The organism is Nostoc linckia z4 (assembly GCF_002608075.1).
GTDB classification, from domain to species: Bacteria; Cyanobacteriota; Cyanobacteriia; order Cyanobacteriales; family Nostocaceae; genus Nostoc; species Nostoc linckia.
Genome location: NZ_LAHA01000010.1, coordinates 52,315 through 68,669 on the forward strand (window position 1 = coordinate 52,315; position 16,355 = coordinate 68,669).

14 protein-coding genes are annotated in these 16,355 nt (G+C 41.7%); 11 read left to right on the forward strand and 3 right to left on the reverse strand.

What is annotated here, in order from left to right:
• The first annotated feature begins 755 nt into the window (after positions 1 to 755).
• The 6 genes from ssuD (at position 756) to VF06_RS10645 (ending at position 6,756) form a co-directional block, all read left to right on the forward strand.
• A complete protein-coding gene (gene ssuD, locus VF06_RS10620; RefSeq protein WP_099069604.1) occupies positions 756 to 1,904 on the forward strand; it encodes an FMNH2-dependent alkanesulfonate monooxygenase in 1,149 nt (382 codons plus the stop codon).
• Between the two features lie 221 nt (positions 1,905 to 2,125).
• Positions 2,126 to 2,950, forward strand: coding sequence for an aliphatic sulfonate ABC transporter permease SsuC (gene ssuC, locus VF06_RS10625; protein ID WP_099069603.1), 825 nt, complete (start codon positions 2,126 to 2,128; stop codon positions 2,948 to 2,950).
• Between the two features lie 128 nt (positions 2,951 to 3,078).
• Positions 3,079 to 3,849 carry an ATP-binding cassette domain-containing protein gene (locus VF06_RS10630; protein WP_099069602.1) on the forward strand — a complete coding sequence of 257 codons (771 nt, stop codon included), beginning with the start codon at positions 3,079 to 3,081 and terminating at the stop codon, positions 3,847 to 3,849.
• Between the two features lie 256 nt (positions 3,850 to 4,105).
• Positions 4,106 to 4,609, forward strand: coding sequence for a GNAT family N-acetyltransferase (locus VF06_RS10635; protein ID WP_099068077.1), 504 nt, complete (start codon positions 4,106 to 4,108; stop codon positions 4,607 to 4,609).
• A gap of 117 nt (positions 4,610 to 4,726) precedes the next feature.
• Positions 4,727 to 5,674 carry a D-2-hydroxyacid dehydrogenase gene (locus tag VF06_RS10640; protein WP_099068076.1) on the forward strand — a complete coding sequence of 316 codons (948 nt, stop codon included), beginning with the start codon at positions 4,727 to 4,729 and terminating at the stop codon, positions 5,672 to 5,674.
• Between the two features lie 131 nt (positions 5,675 to 5,805).
• On the forward strand, positions 5,806 to 6,756 hold the full coding sequence (locus VF06_RS10645) for a D-2-hydroxyacid dehydrogenase (RefSeq protein ID WP_099068075.1): 951 nt from the start codon (positions 5,806 to 5,808) through the stop codon (positions 6,754 to 6,756).
• A 257-nt stretch (positions 6,757 to 7,013) separates the two neighbouring features.
• Here the strand turns inward: VF06_RS10645 and VF06_RS42580 are convergent, their stop codons facing one another.
• From VF06_RS42580 to VF06_RS10660, 3 genes are all read right to left on the reverse strand, one after another.
• The gene (locus VF06_RS42580) at positions 7,014 to 7,268 is read right to left on the reverse strand and encodes an IS1/IS1595 family N-terminal zinc-binding domain-containing protein (RefSeq protein ID WP_143863045.1); all 255 of its coding nucleotides are present in this window, start codon (positions 7,266 to 7,268) and stop codon (positions 7,014 to 7,016) included.
• Positions 7,269 to 7,582: 314 nt separating this feature from the next.
• Entirely contained in the window at positions 7,583 to 8,782 is a 1,200-nt protein-coding gene (locus tag VF06_RS10655) for an acyl-CoA dehydrogenase family protein (protein ID WP_099068073.1), read from the reverse strand.
• A 344-nt stretch (positions 8,783 to 9,126) separates the two neighbouring features.
• Positions 9,127 to 9,606, reverse strand: a complete 480-nt coding sequence (locus VF06_RS10660; protein WP_099068072.1) for a cupin domain-containing protein — start codon at positions 9,604 to 9,606, stop codon at positions 9,127 to 9,129.
• A 709-nt stretch (positions 9,607 to 10,315) separates the two neighbouring features.
• On the opposite strand from VF06_RS10660, the gene VF06_RS10670 reads away from it, so the two are divergent.
• From VF06_RS10670 to VF06_RS10690, 5 genes are all read left to right on the forward strand, one after another.
• Entirely contained in the window at positions 10,316 to 11,389 is a 1,074-nt protein-coding gene (locus tag VF06_RS10670) for a sulfonate ABC transporter substrate-binding protein (RefSeq protein ID WP_244917974.1), read from the forward strand.
• Between the two features lie 365 nt (positions 11,390 to 11,754).
• Entirely contained in the window at positions 11,755 to 13,467 is a 1,713-nt protein-coding gene (locus VF06_RS10675) for a fumarate reductase/succinate dehydrogenase flavoprotein subunit (protein ID WP_099068069.1), read from the forward strand.
• Between the two features lie 175 nt (positions 13,468 to 13,642).
• Positions 13,643 to 13,870, forward strand: a complete 228-nt coding sequence (locus VF06_RS10680; protein ID WP_035152298.1) for a 4Fe-4S dicluster domain-containing protein — start codon at positions 13,643 to 13,645, stop codon at positions 13,868 to 13,870.
• A 68-nt stretch (positions 13,871 to 13,938) separates the two neighbouring features.
• The gene (locus VF06_RS10685) at positions 13,939 to 14,895 is read left to right on the forward strand and encodes a HEAT repeat domain-containing protein (RefSeq protein WP_099068068.1); all 957 of its coding nucleotides are present in this window, start codon (positions 13,939 to 13,941) and stop codon (positions 14,893 to 14,895) included.
• Between the two features lie 22 nt (positions 14,896 to 14,917).
• The gene (locus VF06_RS10690) at positions 14,918 to 15,994 is read left to right on the forward strand and encodes an Mrp/NBP35 family ATP-binding protein (protein WP_099068067.1); all 1,077 of its coding nucleotides are present in this window, start codon (positions 14,918 to 14,920) and stop codon (positions 15,992 to 15,994) included.
• The last annotated feature ends 361 nt before the right edge of the window (positions 15,995 to 16,355 follow it).

Genomic DNA, 16,355 nt, shown 5'->3' on the forward strand with positions numbered 1-16,355 from the left:
TGAAAACGAATAAGCTAGCTCAAAATTGCACAAAACAACACCATAATTTTCTGATGTCATGTTTGTGCTCAACCATTAAATAGTGGATTTAATCAAGGTTTCATTGATGAAAAATTTACAAATGTCAGATATTGAAACCACCACTAAAAGTTGTTCGATGTACAATCCAAATTTGCAGTAAATTGTTAATTTTCCTGCTTGAAAGGATAGTCAAGACGATGAAAAGAAAGTTGATGAATGCTAATCAGCTATATTTTGACAGCATCAATTAATTCCTTAAATCCGATAAAACGATAGACTTAGCGGATTTTATTTAGAAATATATTTGCATAGAGGTTGCTACAATGCAAGACCTACTAGTCTGCCAACCCAAAAATGTTAGGTGGAGGTTGGGTAAAGGTTAAAGGGAAAAGGGGAAAGGATAAAAAACATGAGTCCCTTTCCCCTTGCCCCTTTAAAGAGCCAAGTCGCCTTGGCGTACTACTACCTGTGCTTTTTCATCATTATTATGATTTTATAGGTAGAAAGTTGTGTTTTGGAATACAGTCATCCAGACCACAAAAGTGGGAATATAAGAAATGCTAGCAATGCTATGTACTCATGTCTGCTCGCCATAAAGTCAGGCGGCAAACAAATATTTTTACCAATGGTTAAATTAGGGTTGATTTTTACGTAATATCGGGTAGAATTTCACCTATAAACTACGGTAAATCGATAGAAAAAGCGTAAATAAGGAATCTCATACCCTGATAAACATGCAAATTCTTTGGTTTATTCCTACTGGCTCTCGTGACGGACGCTATTTAGGCACAGATATAGGCTCTCGTGTTGCTACACCCGATTATTTGCAGCAAATTGCCCAAGCTGTAGATAGTCTGGGTTACACAGGTGCTTTGTTACCTACAGGGCGTTCTTGTGAAGATGCTTGGATTACTGCTGCGGCTTTCATATCTGTTACCAAGCAAATGAAATTTCTTGTAGCAATTCGACCAGGAATTACTTCTCCTGGTGCTGCGGCCCGTATGGCCGCTACATTCGACCGAATTTCTAAAGGAAGATTGTTGATTAATGTGGTAACAGGTGGCGATCCCGTACACCTTGCAGGGGATGGTTTGCATCTGAGTCATGACGATCGCTACGATCTAACCGATGAATTTTTAAGTGTTTGGCGGGGTATTGTTAGTGGGGAAACAGTTGATTTTCAAGGAAAGTACCTTGATATCAAAGGTGGTAAACTCCTATTCCCACCAGTTCAAAAACCTTATCCGCCTTTGTGGTTTGGTGGTTCATCTGCTGCTGCTAAGCGGGTTGCTGCTAAACATATAGATGTGTACCTGACATGGGGAGAACCTCCACAACAGGTTGCACAAAAAATTGCTGAAGTTCGCCGACTAGCAGCAGAACAAGGTAGAACGGTACGTTTTGGTATTCGTTTGCACGTAATTGTGCGAGAAACCGAGTCTGCGGCTTGGGATGCAGCCAATGAGTTGATTAAGTATGTGGATGAAGAAGCGATCGCCACAGCTCAAAAAGACTTTGCTAGTTCTGATTCTGAAGGGCAACAGCGCATGAGTCAACTACACAATGGCTCAAGGCAAACCTTAGAAATCAGCCCCAACCTATGGGCAGGAATTGGATTAGTGCGGGGTGGTGCCGGTACTGCTTTGGTAGGAGATGCCGACACTATAATCGCTAGGATGCTGGAATATCAAGAGCTAGGAATAGAAACCTTTGTTTTTTCTGGATATCCGCATTTAGAAGAAGCATATCGCACCGCAGAATTATTATTTCCACATCTACCTTTGCAAAACCAATCTGCACTGCCGACACCAGAAGTTTTGAGTCATTTTAGCCAAACAGCTGCCAATGAAGAACTTGCTAAACAACTCACAGCTGCCTCATAGGAATGGCAATTTTAGATTTTAGATTTGGGATTTTGGATTAAAAACACCAAGTTTCCAGTCTAAAATCATGGGAATTTAGAATGTATCAAAATTCAAAAATATGATGGCATTTATTTTGAATTTTGAGTGCTGAATTCTTACCAAAAATTTACTAATTTCGCCTTCTAGATTTCTCGATAGGGAAAATCTAAAATCCAGAATCTAAAATCCAAAATACTACTATGACTATCACCCTCAAACACAGCAAAAGTAGTAATATATCCCTAAGTGGACTGTTAAACAACCCCCAATTCGATAAGATAATTCCTTGGATTGTGCCTATTCTCGTACTAGTACTTTGGGAACTTTCTTCGAGAATTGGCCTGCTTTCAACTAGAATTTTACCAGCCCCTAGTGGCGTAATTGGCACAGCATTTAAATTGGCTTCCACTGGAGAATTGTTTCAACACATAGGAATTAGTGCTGGGCGTGCTATATCTGGTTTTATAGTTGGTGGCAGCATCGGGTTTAGTTTGGGTTTGCTCAATGGCTTTTCTCGTACAGCAGAAAAGTTACTAGATAGTTCACTGCAAATGCTCCGCACAATCCCTAACTTGGCATTAATTCCGCTAGTAATTCTTTGGTTTGGTATTGGCGACCAAGCGAGATTATTTCTAGTATCTATGGGGGTATTTTTTCCATTGTATCTCAATACATTTCATGGCATTCGTAGTGTCGATCCCGGATTGATTGAGATGGGAAGAGTATATGGATTGAAAACACCACAACTTTTGTGGCAAATCATTTTCCCTGGGGCTTTATCTTCAATTCTTGTTGGCGTCCGTTTTTCCTTGGGGATTATGTGGCTAACATTAATTGTTGCAGAAACCATTGCAGCAGATTCCGGACTGGGATACATGGCGATGAACGCTCGTGAATTTATGCAAACTGACGTTGTGGTATTGAGTATTGTTATTTATGCCTTGCTAGGCAAATTAGCAGATGCCACCGCCAGAGCATTAGAAAGAAAGTTTTTAGCTTGGAATCCTAATTACCAAAGCGCATAGTTTTCAGTCTTAAGTCAAATACTGAAAATTATCGCTTTTTGGAAATCATGACAAAAATTGGATATTCAAGATGCGTTTGTTCGCAATCAAAATTGTAGCTACTGTGTAAATACAAGGAGGTTTTTCGAGTGAGTTCAAATGTACAAGGTACACAACTAAGTATTTTAGATCTGACAAAAGATTTTGGCAAAAAAAATGTTTTAAATTCATTGAATTTAGAAGTTGCACCAGGTGAGTTTGTTGCCATTGTGGGACGTAGTGGTTGCGGTAAGAGTACCTTATTGCGTCTTGTGTCAGCATTAGATAAACCAACTTCAGGGGGAATACTACTAGATGGAGAACCACTGCGGAAACTCAATAGGTCTGTAACCGTGATGTTTCAAGATCCTCGTTTACTACCTTGGAAGCGAGTTATTGAAAATGTGGGATTAGGTTTACAAGGTAATTGGCGTGAAAGAGCTAAATGGGCGCTTCAGAAAGTAGGACTTGAGGATAGAGCTGAAGAATGGCCTTACGTATTATCTGGTGGACAACGCCAACGGGTATCATTAGCAAGAGCATTAGTGAGTCAGCCACGTTTATTATTGTTAGATGAACCTTTGGGAGCCTTGGATGCTCTCACTCGCTTAGAAATGCAAAATCTGATTGAAACCTTGTGGCAAGAGCGCAGATTTACTGCATTTTTAGTTACTCATGATGTAGAAGAAGCAGTAGCATTAGCAGACAGAGTGATCCTGATTGAAGCAGGACAAATTACTTTAGATTTACCTGTGAAACTTTCACGCCCGCGAGATAGAAGTCATGAACTGTTTATTAATATTAGAGAAACAGTTCTAGAACGAGTAATGAGCAATGAAAATACTCAAATAAGCAACCAACTATTACAGCTGAGTAGCTGAAGTATAAGCTTTTTGTAGCCAATCAATATTCAACTTGAGGTAGCTGCGGTAAATAGGCTACTTCGAGATTAGAAGTTACTTTGAAAAAGCAGATACAGCAATCAAAAATTGTTTGTAAACAATCAAAATTTATCTCTCAATTTTCTTATGTGAGCCTTTGGGTGATTTTTTTATATTCACGACATAGATAAACTAGAACGCGATAATTATTATTATTTATTAATTGATATTAATAGAATCTTTATTATTTTATTTAATGAAAATTAGAAAATTAACAAAGTACGATGCAGAAAATTATAGACAAATTAGATTAGAGGCTTTATATAAAAATCCAGAATCATTTGGCACAACGTATCATGAAGAAGTAATTAAGACGATAGAACAATTTCGGGATAGAATCTCAGTCGATAACAATAAGTTTATTTTGGGCTGCTATGACGATATAAAGTTAATTGGAATAGTCGCATTTCAACAAGAATCAAGAATAAAACTCAGGCATAAAGCATATATTACTAGTATGTATGTTCAACAAGAATATCGAGGAAAAGGTATAGGTAAATTATTAGTAAATGAAGTAATTGAAAAAGCAAAAGCTCTTAACGACGTAGAAATCCTATTACTGGATGTTGTTAAAATTAATTTTTTAGCAAAACACCTTTATTTATCATTGGGATTTCAAATATATGGAATAGAAAAAATGGCGTATAAATTTAATAATCAATATTTTGATTTGGAGTTGATGGGTTTACAGATTAAATAATAACTGAATTCTTATGAAATATTATAATTTGTGCCAAGGACAATGGCACTTAATTTGTTAATGAAACACAGGTAATTTTTAGAAATGATCCTGTAAATAAAGAAGAGGTAATCTACCATGAAGCTCATTTTGCCCCTTGATTTGGTTGCTGACATTGAGCCACATCTACCACCAAATACAGAAATTGTCAGAGTAGATATTGATGGTAATTTAGACGGCGATGCTAGCGATGCTGAAGTTTATTTCAGCTGGTTTTTATCCAGAAGTAATGTACTGCATAAAATACTAGAAGCTGCACCTGCACTGCGTTGGCATCATGCCCCGAATGCAGGAATAAATCACATTCTGACGCCAACTTATTTAGAAAGAGATATTATCCTCACAAATGGAGCAGGGGTGCATGGAATTCCCATTGCCGAATTTGTGATTACCTACATACTTGCTCATGCTAAGCATCTACCAGAATTATATAGTCTACAAACACAACGTCACTGGAAAAGAGGGTTTGCCATCAAAGAATTAACAGATGCAACTTTGTTAATTATTGGTGCTGGTGGTATCGGTCAAGAAATAGCCGCCCGTGCTAAACCCTTCGGCTTGAAAATTATTGGCAGTCGCCGTCATCCCCAAGAGCTACCCAATTTTGATAAAGTAGTGGGTGCTGATGAATGGCGATCGCTCCTCCCCACAGTAGACTATGTAGTAATTGCAACGCCACTGACACACGAAACTAAAGAATTTATTGATGAATCTGTGTTGCGCTTACTTCCTCCCCATGCATACTTAATTAATATTGCTCGTGGTGGGGTCATCGATGAATCAGCATTAATCAAAGCACTCACAGAAGGCTGGATTGCAGGTGCAGCATTAGATACTGTCAGCACCGAACCCCTACCACCTGAAAGTCCTTTATGGTCGCTACCAAACATCTTCATCACACCCCATACTTCCGGTCATTCACCAAAAAGTAAACAGCGTTCAATAGCCTTATTTATTGATAATCTCCAACGCTACCAAGCTGGCAAACCGTTACGAAATGTAGTAGACAAAGAAGCAGGGTATTAGGGATTGAGGACTGGGGAATGGGCAGACAAGGTAGACAAGGGAGACAAGGGAGAAAGATTGCTACCTTGTCCCCCTTGTCCCCCTTGTCCTCTTCTCATGCCTAATCCCTTTAAAATCTGGGAGTAGGAAATATCGTGAAACTAATTTTACCGGATCATTTGATTGCTGAGATTCAGCCACTATTACCAGCTGATGTAGAGTTTGTGGTGGTGGATAGTGAAGGCAACATCGATGGCGATGCTAGTGATGCAGAAGTTTATGTCAATGGATTTTATCTCAAGGCCTCTACCCTTGACAAAGTATTAGCAGCTGCACCAGTTCTGCGTTGGCAACAGTCGCCGAGTGCTGGGGTGAATCATATCCTAACGCCTAACTTTTTGCAAAGGGATATTATCCTGACAAATGGCGCAGGAGTTCACGCGATTCCAATTTCGGAATTTGTCTTGGCGTTCATGCTTTATCACGCTAAAAATCTGCGGAAATTACAAACTTTGCAAGATGAACACACTTGGGTAAGAGGAGTGTTTCTCGAAGAGTTGGCAGATGCGACATTATTAATTATTGGCACAGGAAATATCGGTCAAGCGATCGCATCTCGCGCTCAAGCTTTTGGTGTTCGAGTTTGGGGTAGTCGCCGCCATCCCGAACCTTCACCCCATTTTGACAAAATTGTCGGTGCAGATCAATGGCGATCGCTGCTTCCAGAAGCAGATTATGTAGTTATTGCTACACCTCTTACCCCAGAAACAGTAGGCTTAATCGATGAAGCTGCATTGCGTTCTATGCGTCCATCCGCTTACTTAATCAACATTGCTCGTGGTGCAATAGTAGATGAAGATGCATTAATCACCGCCCTCCGCGAAGGATGGATTGCTGGTGCGGGATTAGACACTGTGGCCACAGAACCTCTGCCGCCACAAAGTCCGTTATGGTCGCTACCCAATGCTTTTATCACGCCCCATTGTTCAGCACTATCACCACGACTGAGAGAACGCATAGCAGCATTGTTCATTGACAATCTTAAACGCTACCAAGCCGGTGAGCCATTGCGGAATGTGGTGGATAAGAAAGCAGGGTATTAGGGGGATGAGGGGCAGGGGAGAACAATAGACCTCTAGCAAAAGTGCTTTTTGCACTTTTGTGGGAAAAGGGAAAAGGTGAGCCAGCGCGGTCTTGGGGGTTTCCCCCATGAGCGACTGGCGAACCCCGAAGGGGTTAAAGGGGAAAGGGAAAACACCAAACCTTTCGCCTTTTCCCCTGCCCCTTTTCCCGACTTCTCTTAGAAGTCTAATAACTCCCCAGTCATCAGTCAACCGTCAACACAACATCCCATGCCTTTTTAATAATAATCAGTTGTCTGCTTCACCCAATTGATAACAGTGTTGTGATTAACGCCTATGGCTCGTTCAATAGCACGAAAACTCATGCCTTTAAAATAGAGTTCTAGACAATACTTTTTGATAGAATCTCGATATCCCAAAGTATTGTAAGACTCTAGAAATTGACGACCACAGTGACGGCAGATATAACTCTGCTTGCCACGGCGATGTCCGTTTTTGCTAATTTTGGTAGCTTCACAATTAGGACACTTCATAATGCTTTGATTGGTATTGGTATTGGTATTGGTATTGGGTATCGGGCATTGGGCAAAGGGCAAAGGGCAAAGGGCAAAGGGCAAAGGGTAAAGGGCAAAGGGCAAAGGGTAAAGGGCAAAGGGTAAAGGGCAAAGGGCATTGGGAAGAAACTCCAGTGGCGGGGGGCAGAGGGAAAAAACTCTTCTCCCCTGCTTCCCTACCTCCCCATCTCCCCTACCTCCCCATCTCCCTACCTCCCCATCTCCCCATCTTCCCCATCTCCCCATCTTCCCCATCTCCCCATCTCCCCATCTCCCCAGTCCCCATTCCCCAATCACTTAACTTTTAGTGCAGATTTTCCTAAAGACTGGCAAATGACATCATTTTGCGGTGTATGGATACGGCTGCACAAAACGTCACGGTAGTGTCGCTCTAAGGGGTTCTTTTTTAACATACCAGGATTACCAGTTAGTTCCAAGGCAATTTCTACAGCACGAATGGAGTTAGTGGTAGTTAAATATTTAACGCTTTGTGCCTGTAATCCTACGTTGAGTTCGTACTCGCCACGATCGCAATCTTGAGCTAAGCCATAAATCAATCTGCGGTTTGCAAATAGCAGTGCTTCTATTTCACCCACAGCTGCTTGAAAACGTGGTAATTTGGCTAGTGGCTCTCCTAAATTAGATGGCGATCGCTCCCAAAGATAGTTAATCAACCAGTCTCGCGCAGCAGTGGCAACGCCGAGATACAAGGCGCTGATTGTTAAACTTCCCCAAGTGGAAATCAATGGATCGACAGAAGGCATAGCAGAGATGGGACGAATATCAATGGCATATTCTGGGGGAATTAAGACATTTTCTAAGATGAGGTCGTGACTACCAGTGGCTCTCATCCCCAAGTGATCCCAAGTTTCTACTATTCGCAAGCCAGGTAAATCGCGGTGAACGAGAAAATTTCCAACTTGCGGTTCATCTTCTGTTGTCCTTGCCCAAACAACAAAGTAGCTGAGGATGGGACTACCTGTGGTGTATTGTTTGTGACCCGTTAAACGCCAGCCTTCTGTTGTCCGTTGGGCAATGGTGGCAGGTAATCCACCTCTGGCTGGTGTGCCTAATTCTGGTTCCACACGGGCAGCATTTAGTAGCGCAATGCCTTCCATTGACTCACGACATACCCGTTTATATACTTGTGCAGGCCAACGACGACTACGAGCTGCGTGGGCATGTTGGAGATAGTGCATTGTCAGTACCAATGCAGTGGAAGCATCGCCCTGCGCTATGCCTTCAATCACTCGACAGACAGTCTCTAAGCCCAAATCCTCACCACCAAATTCACGGGGGATGGTGAGGTTAAGCAATCCAGCCTCATGCAAAGCTGTAAAATTCTCAAAAGCAAAGGAAGCTTCTTTATCGTGTATTCCTGCACGACGGGCAAAGTCCTTAGCCAAAGCTTCAACTTGCTGAAAAATATTTGGGGTAGTTTCTAAGCTTTTGGCTATTAAAGTGTCTGGCGGGTCTTGTTGCAACTGTGACATAATATACTCCTTGCCGAAGGTAAACTTAAATCTTCTAAAGACGACCAGACATTCGTCCTGCGAAAAAAAAGTTGATGTTACTGCCAACTTGGGACGCTTTTATTATAAATTTGGCGATCGCAATTATTTCTACGTCAGTTCTTAACCTCGAATCCTAGATTTCTAGTGAATGTGATGAATAATACTAGAACTCGACTTGAATATTGTAATTATTTCAATTGAATAAGTATGACATAAACAGCTTTAAGACAGCAAGCTGACTATAGATAAGCTATTCGGCTTTTAATACTAAGTTGCAATTATATGTAGTATTTCTCCCCCTGCCTCCCCTGCTCCCCCTGCTTTCAATACGGCGTACCGTCTTTATGGGTAAACTGCCATTTATCTTCCACAAGCAAGGCTAGAAGATCGTCATCGGGATAAATTGCTTCGTCTCCTGGGGTGCGATCGCCGATTTCTAGGTACACAACCTCCTCTGAGGTCTCATTAATCAGGTTGTGTCCGTTCCCAGTCCCTGCCTTGAAACCTGCACACATACCAGGGGAGAGTTGAGTCCGACCTTCGTCAGTTTGCAGCGTAGGTTTTCCCTTCAAGATGTAGATAAACTCATCTTGTTTGGAATGAGCATGACGGAGAGCAGAAATCGCGTTTGGAGCTAATTTTGTTAAGTTGACACCAAAGTTTGTTAAACCAAACAGATCTCCCAGTGGTCGTTTCTCTCTGCCCGTTATGCGAGACGCAAACGGTTCTGGATAGTTTGTTGGCTTGGTACGCAGAGGTGCTTCAGCCGCATCGATAGCGATTGGGTTTGTTGGTACTTGCATAGCCCTAATTTAAATGCTAACACCTTTAAATACTAACTCCATCAAGGCTTGCAGGATAGCTGTATGGAACATCCTGCCCGCCCGGACGGGTGAGGACATCCATCCCACAATAAAATTTATTGTAACATTTTAGTCTTGTCACACCAGTACCGCACCAGTTAACTATTTAGGTGCGTTAGGCTACGCCATAACACACGCTACAGATACTAGAGCCGACGCTGCCAGAAATTGCCAAGATTTTTACAAGGCAAAAGCTCTTACAAGGAAGGCAAAAGCTCTTACAGGCTGCGCGTAATACTGAAACCTCAAGGCAGAAGCTCTTGCAAGGAAGGCAGAAGCTCTTACAGGCTGCGCGTAATACTTAAACGTCAAGGCAGAAGCTCTTACAAGGAAGGCAGAAGCTCTTGCAGGCTGCGCGTAATACTGAAACGTCAAGGCAGAAGCTCTTACAAGGAAGGCAGAAGCTCTTACAAGGAAGGCGGAAGCTAAATAAATGTGATTGCATATTACGAAAATATGCTGCATTTACCGTAGTATGCTTTAATATATAGAACCCTGTAGATTGCTTGTCACAGCAATATTATTGACGATTTGAATTTTCAGGCGATCGCTTTTTGGCGATCGTAGCTACACATTGTTATTGGCACTCATTACCCAGTCCCCAATCCCCAGTCCCTTTTACCCAAGGTAAAAAAGTAGAGTCAAGACGTTGATTAAGTTTTCTCCCACTCAATTGCTCAGTATTGTCATACCTGCGGTGAACAAAACCATCGCTTTGTTTAAGAAATGCAAGCAGCAACGAATTTACACTTTTTCCCTAATGTTTACACTGGGACTTGGTTTAACATTAACTGTCTTTGCGTGTTCTCCAACCACGAGCAACAGTGGAACTACACCAACAACCCAGGCATCAAACAACACCGTAGTTCGTATTGGTTATCAGAAAGCATCAACTATTCTTTATGCACTCAAAGCACAAGGAAGTTTAGAAAAAGCCTTTGCAGCCTCCGGTGCTTCCGTAACTTGGTCGGAATTTCCTGCGGGCCCTCCAATGTTGGAAGCATTAAACGCAGGTAGCATTGACTTTGGCTATACCGGAGAATCACCACCAATATTTGCCCAAGCAGGGGGCATTCCTTTAGTTTATGTTGCTTACGATCCCTGGAGTCCCAAAGCAGAAGCTATTATAGTTCCTAAAGATTCATCCATTAAAAGTGTAGCTGAACTCAAAGGTAAAAGAGTCGCCTTTGCCAAAGGCTCAAATGCTAACTATTTATTAGTCAAAGCTTTAGAAAAAGCAGGACTACAATACAGTGATATTCAACCCAAAACCTTAGCACCAGCCGATGCTCGTGCTGCTTTTGAAGGTAAGAACGTCGAAGCTTGGTCAATTTGGGATCCTTACTTAGCCGCAGCAGAAGCCGCAACAGGCGCACGTATTTTAACAGACGCAACGGGATTAGCTCCCAATCGTGGTTATTATCTAGCGGCGAAGTCTTTTGTTGACACCAAACCAAATGCTGTAAAAACAATTTTAGACGAAGTTAAAAAAGCCAGTGATTGGGCGAAAAACAATCCCAGTGAAGTTGCAAAACTTATTTCTCCAGCATTAGGTATTGATGTTCCCGTGTTAGAGATAGCTGAAAAACGGCGTGAGTATGATGTACTTCCACTCACAGATGAAGTCATTAACAAACAACAAGAAGTTGCAGATACATTTTATCAAATCAAATTGATACCCAAGGAAATTAAAGTTAAAGAAATTGTTTGGCAAGGAAATTAATTGAGAATTCAGGAGTCAGAATTCAGAATTCAGGAGTCAGAATTCAGAATTCAGGAGTCAGAATTCAGAATTCAGGAGTCAGAATTCAGAATTCAGGAGTCAGGAGTTAGGAGTTAGGAGTTAGGAGTTAGGAGTTAGGAGTTAGGAGTTAGGAGTTAGGAGTTAGGAGTTAGGAGTTAGGAGTTAGGAGTTAGGAGTTAGGAGTTAGGAGTTAGGAGTCAGAATTTAGTTATGGTCTGTGTTTTTGCATGAGATGAAAAATATATGCAAAAGACTCAATAAACACAGTCCATAAAAAAAGAATAAAAATATCTCTTTTCTATTCTCCACTCCCCATTTTCAACCCAAGTTTAATCCAAAATTGTATGGCTAACATAAACACACAGTGGATCAAAACAGATGTCCTAGTCATTGGCGGCGGTACGGCGGGGACAATGGCTGCAATTAAAGCCAAACAAGCCAATGGTGACGCCCAAGTGTTGATTTTGGAAAAAGCAAATATTCGTCGCAGTGGTGCGATCGCTATGGGAATGGATGGAGTAAACACAGCAGTGATCCCCGGACATTCCACCGCAGAACAGTATGTGCGTGAAGTCACCATTGCCAATGATGGCATTCTCCACCAAAAAGCTGTTTACCAAACAGGAAAGCTAGGTTACGAAACCATACAAGAGTTGGAAAGTTGGGGCGTTAAGTTCCAAAAAGACCCCCAAGGTAATTATGACCTTAAACAAGTGCATCGGGTGGGTAAATATGTGTTGCCCATGCCAGAAGGTAAAGACCTCAAGCAAATTCTCACCCGACAGGTGAAGCGCCATCAAGTTAAGGTCACTAACCGTGTAATGGCTACGAGAGTGCTAGTTAAAAATGGTAGAGCAATAGGCGCAGTTGGATTTGACGTGCGCGCTGGCGATTTTGTTGTCATCCTTGCCAAAGCCGTCATCCTGTGTACTGGAGCCTGTGGACGTTTGGGACTACCTGCATCTGGCTATCTTTACGGTACTTACGAAAATCCTACTAATGCTGGCGATGGCTACTCAATGGCCTACCATGCAGGAGCAGAATTAAGCAACATCGAATGTTTTCAAATTAACCCACTGATAAAAGATTATAACGGCCCTGCCTGTGCTTATGTTGCCGGGCCATTTGGAGCATATACAGCCAACGCCGAAGGACACCGCTTTATTAATTGTGATTACTGGAGCGGTCAAATGATGTTAGAAATTTGGAAAGAATTAAACTCAGGTAAAGGCCCCATTCAAATGAAAATGAATCATTTAGATGGGGATACAATTTCAGAAATTGAGTCTATTTTATGGGCAAATGAGCGTCCTAGTAGAGGACGTTTTCATCAAGGTAGAGGAGAAGACTACCGCACTCACGGCGTTGAAATGAACATTTCCGAAATAGGGTTATGTAGCGGACATAGTGCATCTGGTGTTTGGGTGAACGAAAAAGCAGAAACCACAGTTCCAGGACTTTACGCCGCCGGAGATATGGCTAGTGTCCCCCATAATTACATGATTGGTGCATTTGTCTTTGGAAGATTGGCAGGAGAAAATGCAATTACATATATTCAAAATCTAGAACATTTAGAACCAGACGCAGATGTTTTAGAAGCCGAAAAATCTAGGATTTATGCACCATTAAATCAGCCAAATGGCATTCCCCATACTCAAGTAGAATACAAGTTACGCCGATTTGTGAATGATTATTTACAACCGCCAAAATCTGCGAACAAAATGGAAATCGGCTTACATAACTTTGTGCGCTATCAAGAAACACTAGCACAAATGGGAGCGCGAGATCCTCACGAATTAATGCGCTGTATGGAAGTGCATTTTATCCGCGATTGTGCAGAAATGGCAGCACGCGCTTCTTTATATCGTCGTGAAAGCCGCTGGGGTTTATATCATTATCGTTTGGATTATCCAGAAAAGAATAATCAAGAATGGTTTTGTCACGTCAATTTGCAAAAGAATGACACTGGCGAAATGATAATTTTTAAACGTCCAGTGGAGCCTTACATAATTGACGTAGATTTACAAAAAGAGTTTTACGATGTAGCAGTGCGATAAAAAACGAACCACAGAGGACGCAGAGTTCACAGAGAAATGAGAGTTTGAGAAGATTTTGGTATTTTAAATCATCAATTAAGCATTTCTCCTTTCTCTCTGCGTTCTCTGCGCCTCTGCGGTTCGTTAAAAATTAACTCAATCTAATTCATAAATAATTTCAACAAGCAGGTAAAATATGGCTTTAATCACACAAAGAGTAGATGTCCCAGTCATCGTCGATGAATCTAAATGTTTAGAAAAATGCGTGGCTTGCATTGAAGTTTGTCCCTTAGATGTATTAGCAAAAAATCCAGAAACGGGAAAAGCTTATATGAAATACGATGAATGTTGGTTTTGTCTACCTTGTGAAAAAGAATGCCCAACTAATGCAATTACCGTGCAAATTCCCTTTTTGCTGCGTTGAGATGAAAAAATGACTGAAAATACAAAAAACACAAGCCTCTGAATTTCTGGACATTGGAGTAAAGCAACGTGAGTGCAGATACAGATTTGGAATTAAATCAATGGTTGGAAATGTTGCGATCGCCTGATGTCAGCGATCGGTTAGTGGCTGTCAAATCTTTACAACACTTGGGCGAAGATACCGCAGTTGAGGCCTTAATTACCGCCCTAGAAGATGAAAACACAACAGTACAAAAAATCGCTGTCTCTGCACTTTGGGAAATTGCTAATCCTGCTGCTGTTCCGGCTTTACTAAAATGTCTGGCTTCTCCCGACGCAGAAATTCGTACTGAGGCGTTATCAGCTTTAGGGGAATTAGTGACTCCAGATCATCTGCTGTTATTACTAGATGCACTACATCAAAAAGATATTAATGTCAATCTTAACGTACTCATTTTGTTACGCAAGATTCATGATGTTCAATCTCTACCTGCGATATTGTCCTTTTTAGAATCAGAAAATAGCCAGCTGCGGGAAGCTGCTGTCACAACCGTTCGTTATTTAAATCAAGTGGAGATATGCCCGCCCGTTTTATCCTTAATGAAAGATGCTGATAATAATGTGCGTCGTGCAGCCACTTTAACATTAGGTCATTTAGCAGATAAAGAAGCAGTGGAATTACTCACTCAAGCATTGACTTTAGATGCTGATTGGCAAGTGCGAAGAAATGCCGCCAAATCTTTAGCAATTCACGCCGATAATCAAGCAATTCCAGCTTTAAAATTTGCCCTGAAAGATGAAAATTGGCAAGTGCGAAAATTTGCCATTCAAGTATTACAAAAAACCCCAGATGCCAACTTGCTTCCTACATTAATTGAAGCCTTAACAGATGAATATTCTGATGTGCGAAAAGAAGCAGCGATCGCCCTGGGGAATTTAGGTAATGCCAATGCTGTAAATGCCCTCAAACAAGCACTAGATGACCCAGACCGGGATGTGTCCATTTACGCACAACGGGCAATTGACAAGATTCAACAACAGAAATGATTGCACTGGCATACACAAAATTATGGCGCACAATTCCATATCATTACATCAACAAATACAACCTTCTCCTGCCGATCCCCTAATCATTGGTCGCCAGCAACAAGTCGTGCAATTTCTCAAGCAAATCATCGAACCCAACCTGAAAAATGACATCGTTAGCTTAGGAATGGTGCGAAATCTGCGTATTGTTGATGACTACGTTTACCTACGCCTTTATATCGGTTCCCACCAACAGCAATTACAAACAGAAATTCAAAAAATATTATCCCAGTTATCTTGGTGCAAAAAAGCCTACATTCAACCTTGCACCATTCCAGGGGTAAAAACCACCTTAGCAATTTCCAGTGGCAAAGGGGGAGTTGGTAAATCTACAACCGCAGTTAATTTAGCCACCGCCTTGAGATTAGCTGGTGCTAAAGTTGGTTTACTCGATGCTGATGTCTACGGCCCAAACGTTCCCCAAATGTTGGGACTAGGTAAATCGGAAGTTGAAATTATTGATACTCCCGAAGGCCAGAGATTTTTACCTTTGTCAGCTTACGGCATTCAAGTCATGTCTGTGGGACTGTTAGCAGAACCGCATCGTCCCCTAGCATGGCGCGGCCCAATCTTGCACAAAATTATCACCCAGTTTATTCACGAAGTCCAATGGGGAGAGCTAGATTATTTATTAATAGACCTTCCTCCCGGTACTGGCGATGCTCAAATCACCATTGTGCAAGAAAGTCCAATTTGTGGAGCAATTTTAGTAACAACTCCCCAACAAGTTGCCATTTCCGATGTCCGCCGTAGCATTTATATGTTTCGCCAAGTGGGGGTTCCCGTTCTTGGTATTATCGAGAATATGAGCTATTTCATCAACAGTAATGGCGAACAAACATCGATTTTCGGTACTGGTGGCGGTCAAAAATTGGCAGATGAACTCAAAGCACCCCTTTTAGGAGAAATTCCCATCGATCCCCGCATTTGTAGTGGAGGGGATACAGGTAAACCCCTAACACTTGCTGACCCCAACTCCACAACCAGCCAAGCATTTGTCCAAATCGCCGCAGCCTTGGATACAACTTTTTTCTCCGTGTCAAATGCCCAAATGGCCTAACTCAACTAAATCAAATCAGTGACGCTGTAATCCGTGGCTAGCGTCAAAAAACTTACCCTCTTCTCCAAATTCCTCAATACATCAGTCCAAAAACTTTGCGTTCCTCTGCGTTTACCTTTGCCTTCCTCTGCGTTAAAAAATACATAACCCCGATACTAACAGATTGGATATGAGAAGTTTTTTTCCCTAAGTCCTGACTTTATCTGTGCATTTCATGGTAACATCAATAATACACCGGTAAAACGACCAGTTTTTAGATATATGCAATAAATAGAATCAGCAGACAAGGGAGAAAAGATAGACAACGTAGATGCAGCAGAGGGGCAGGGGAGAATAATAACTTCCCAGTCAACAGTCAACA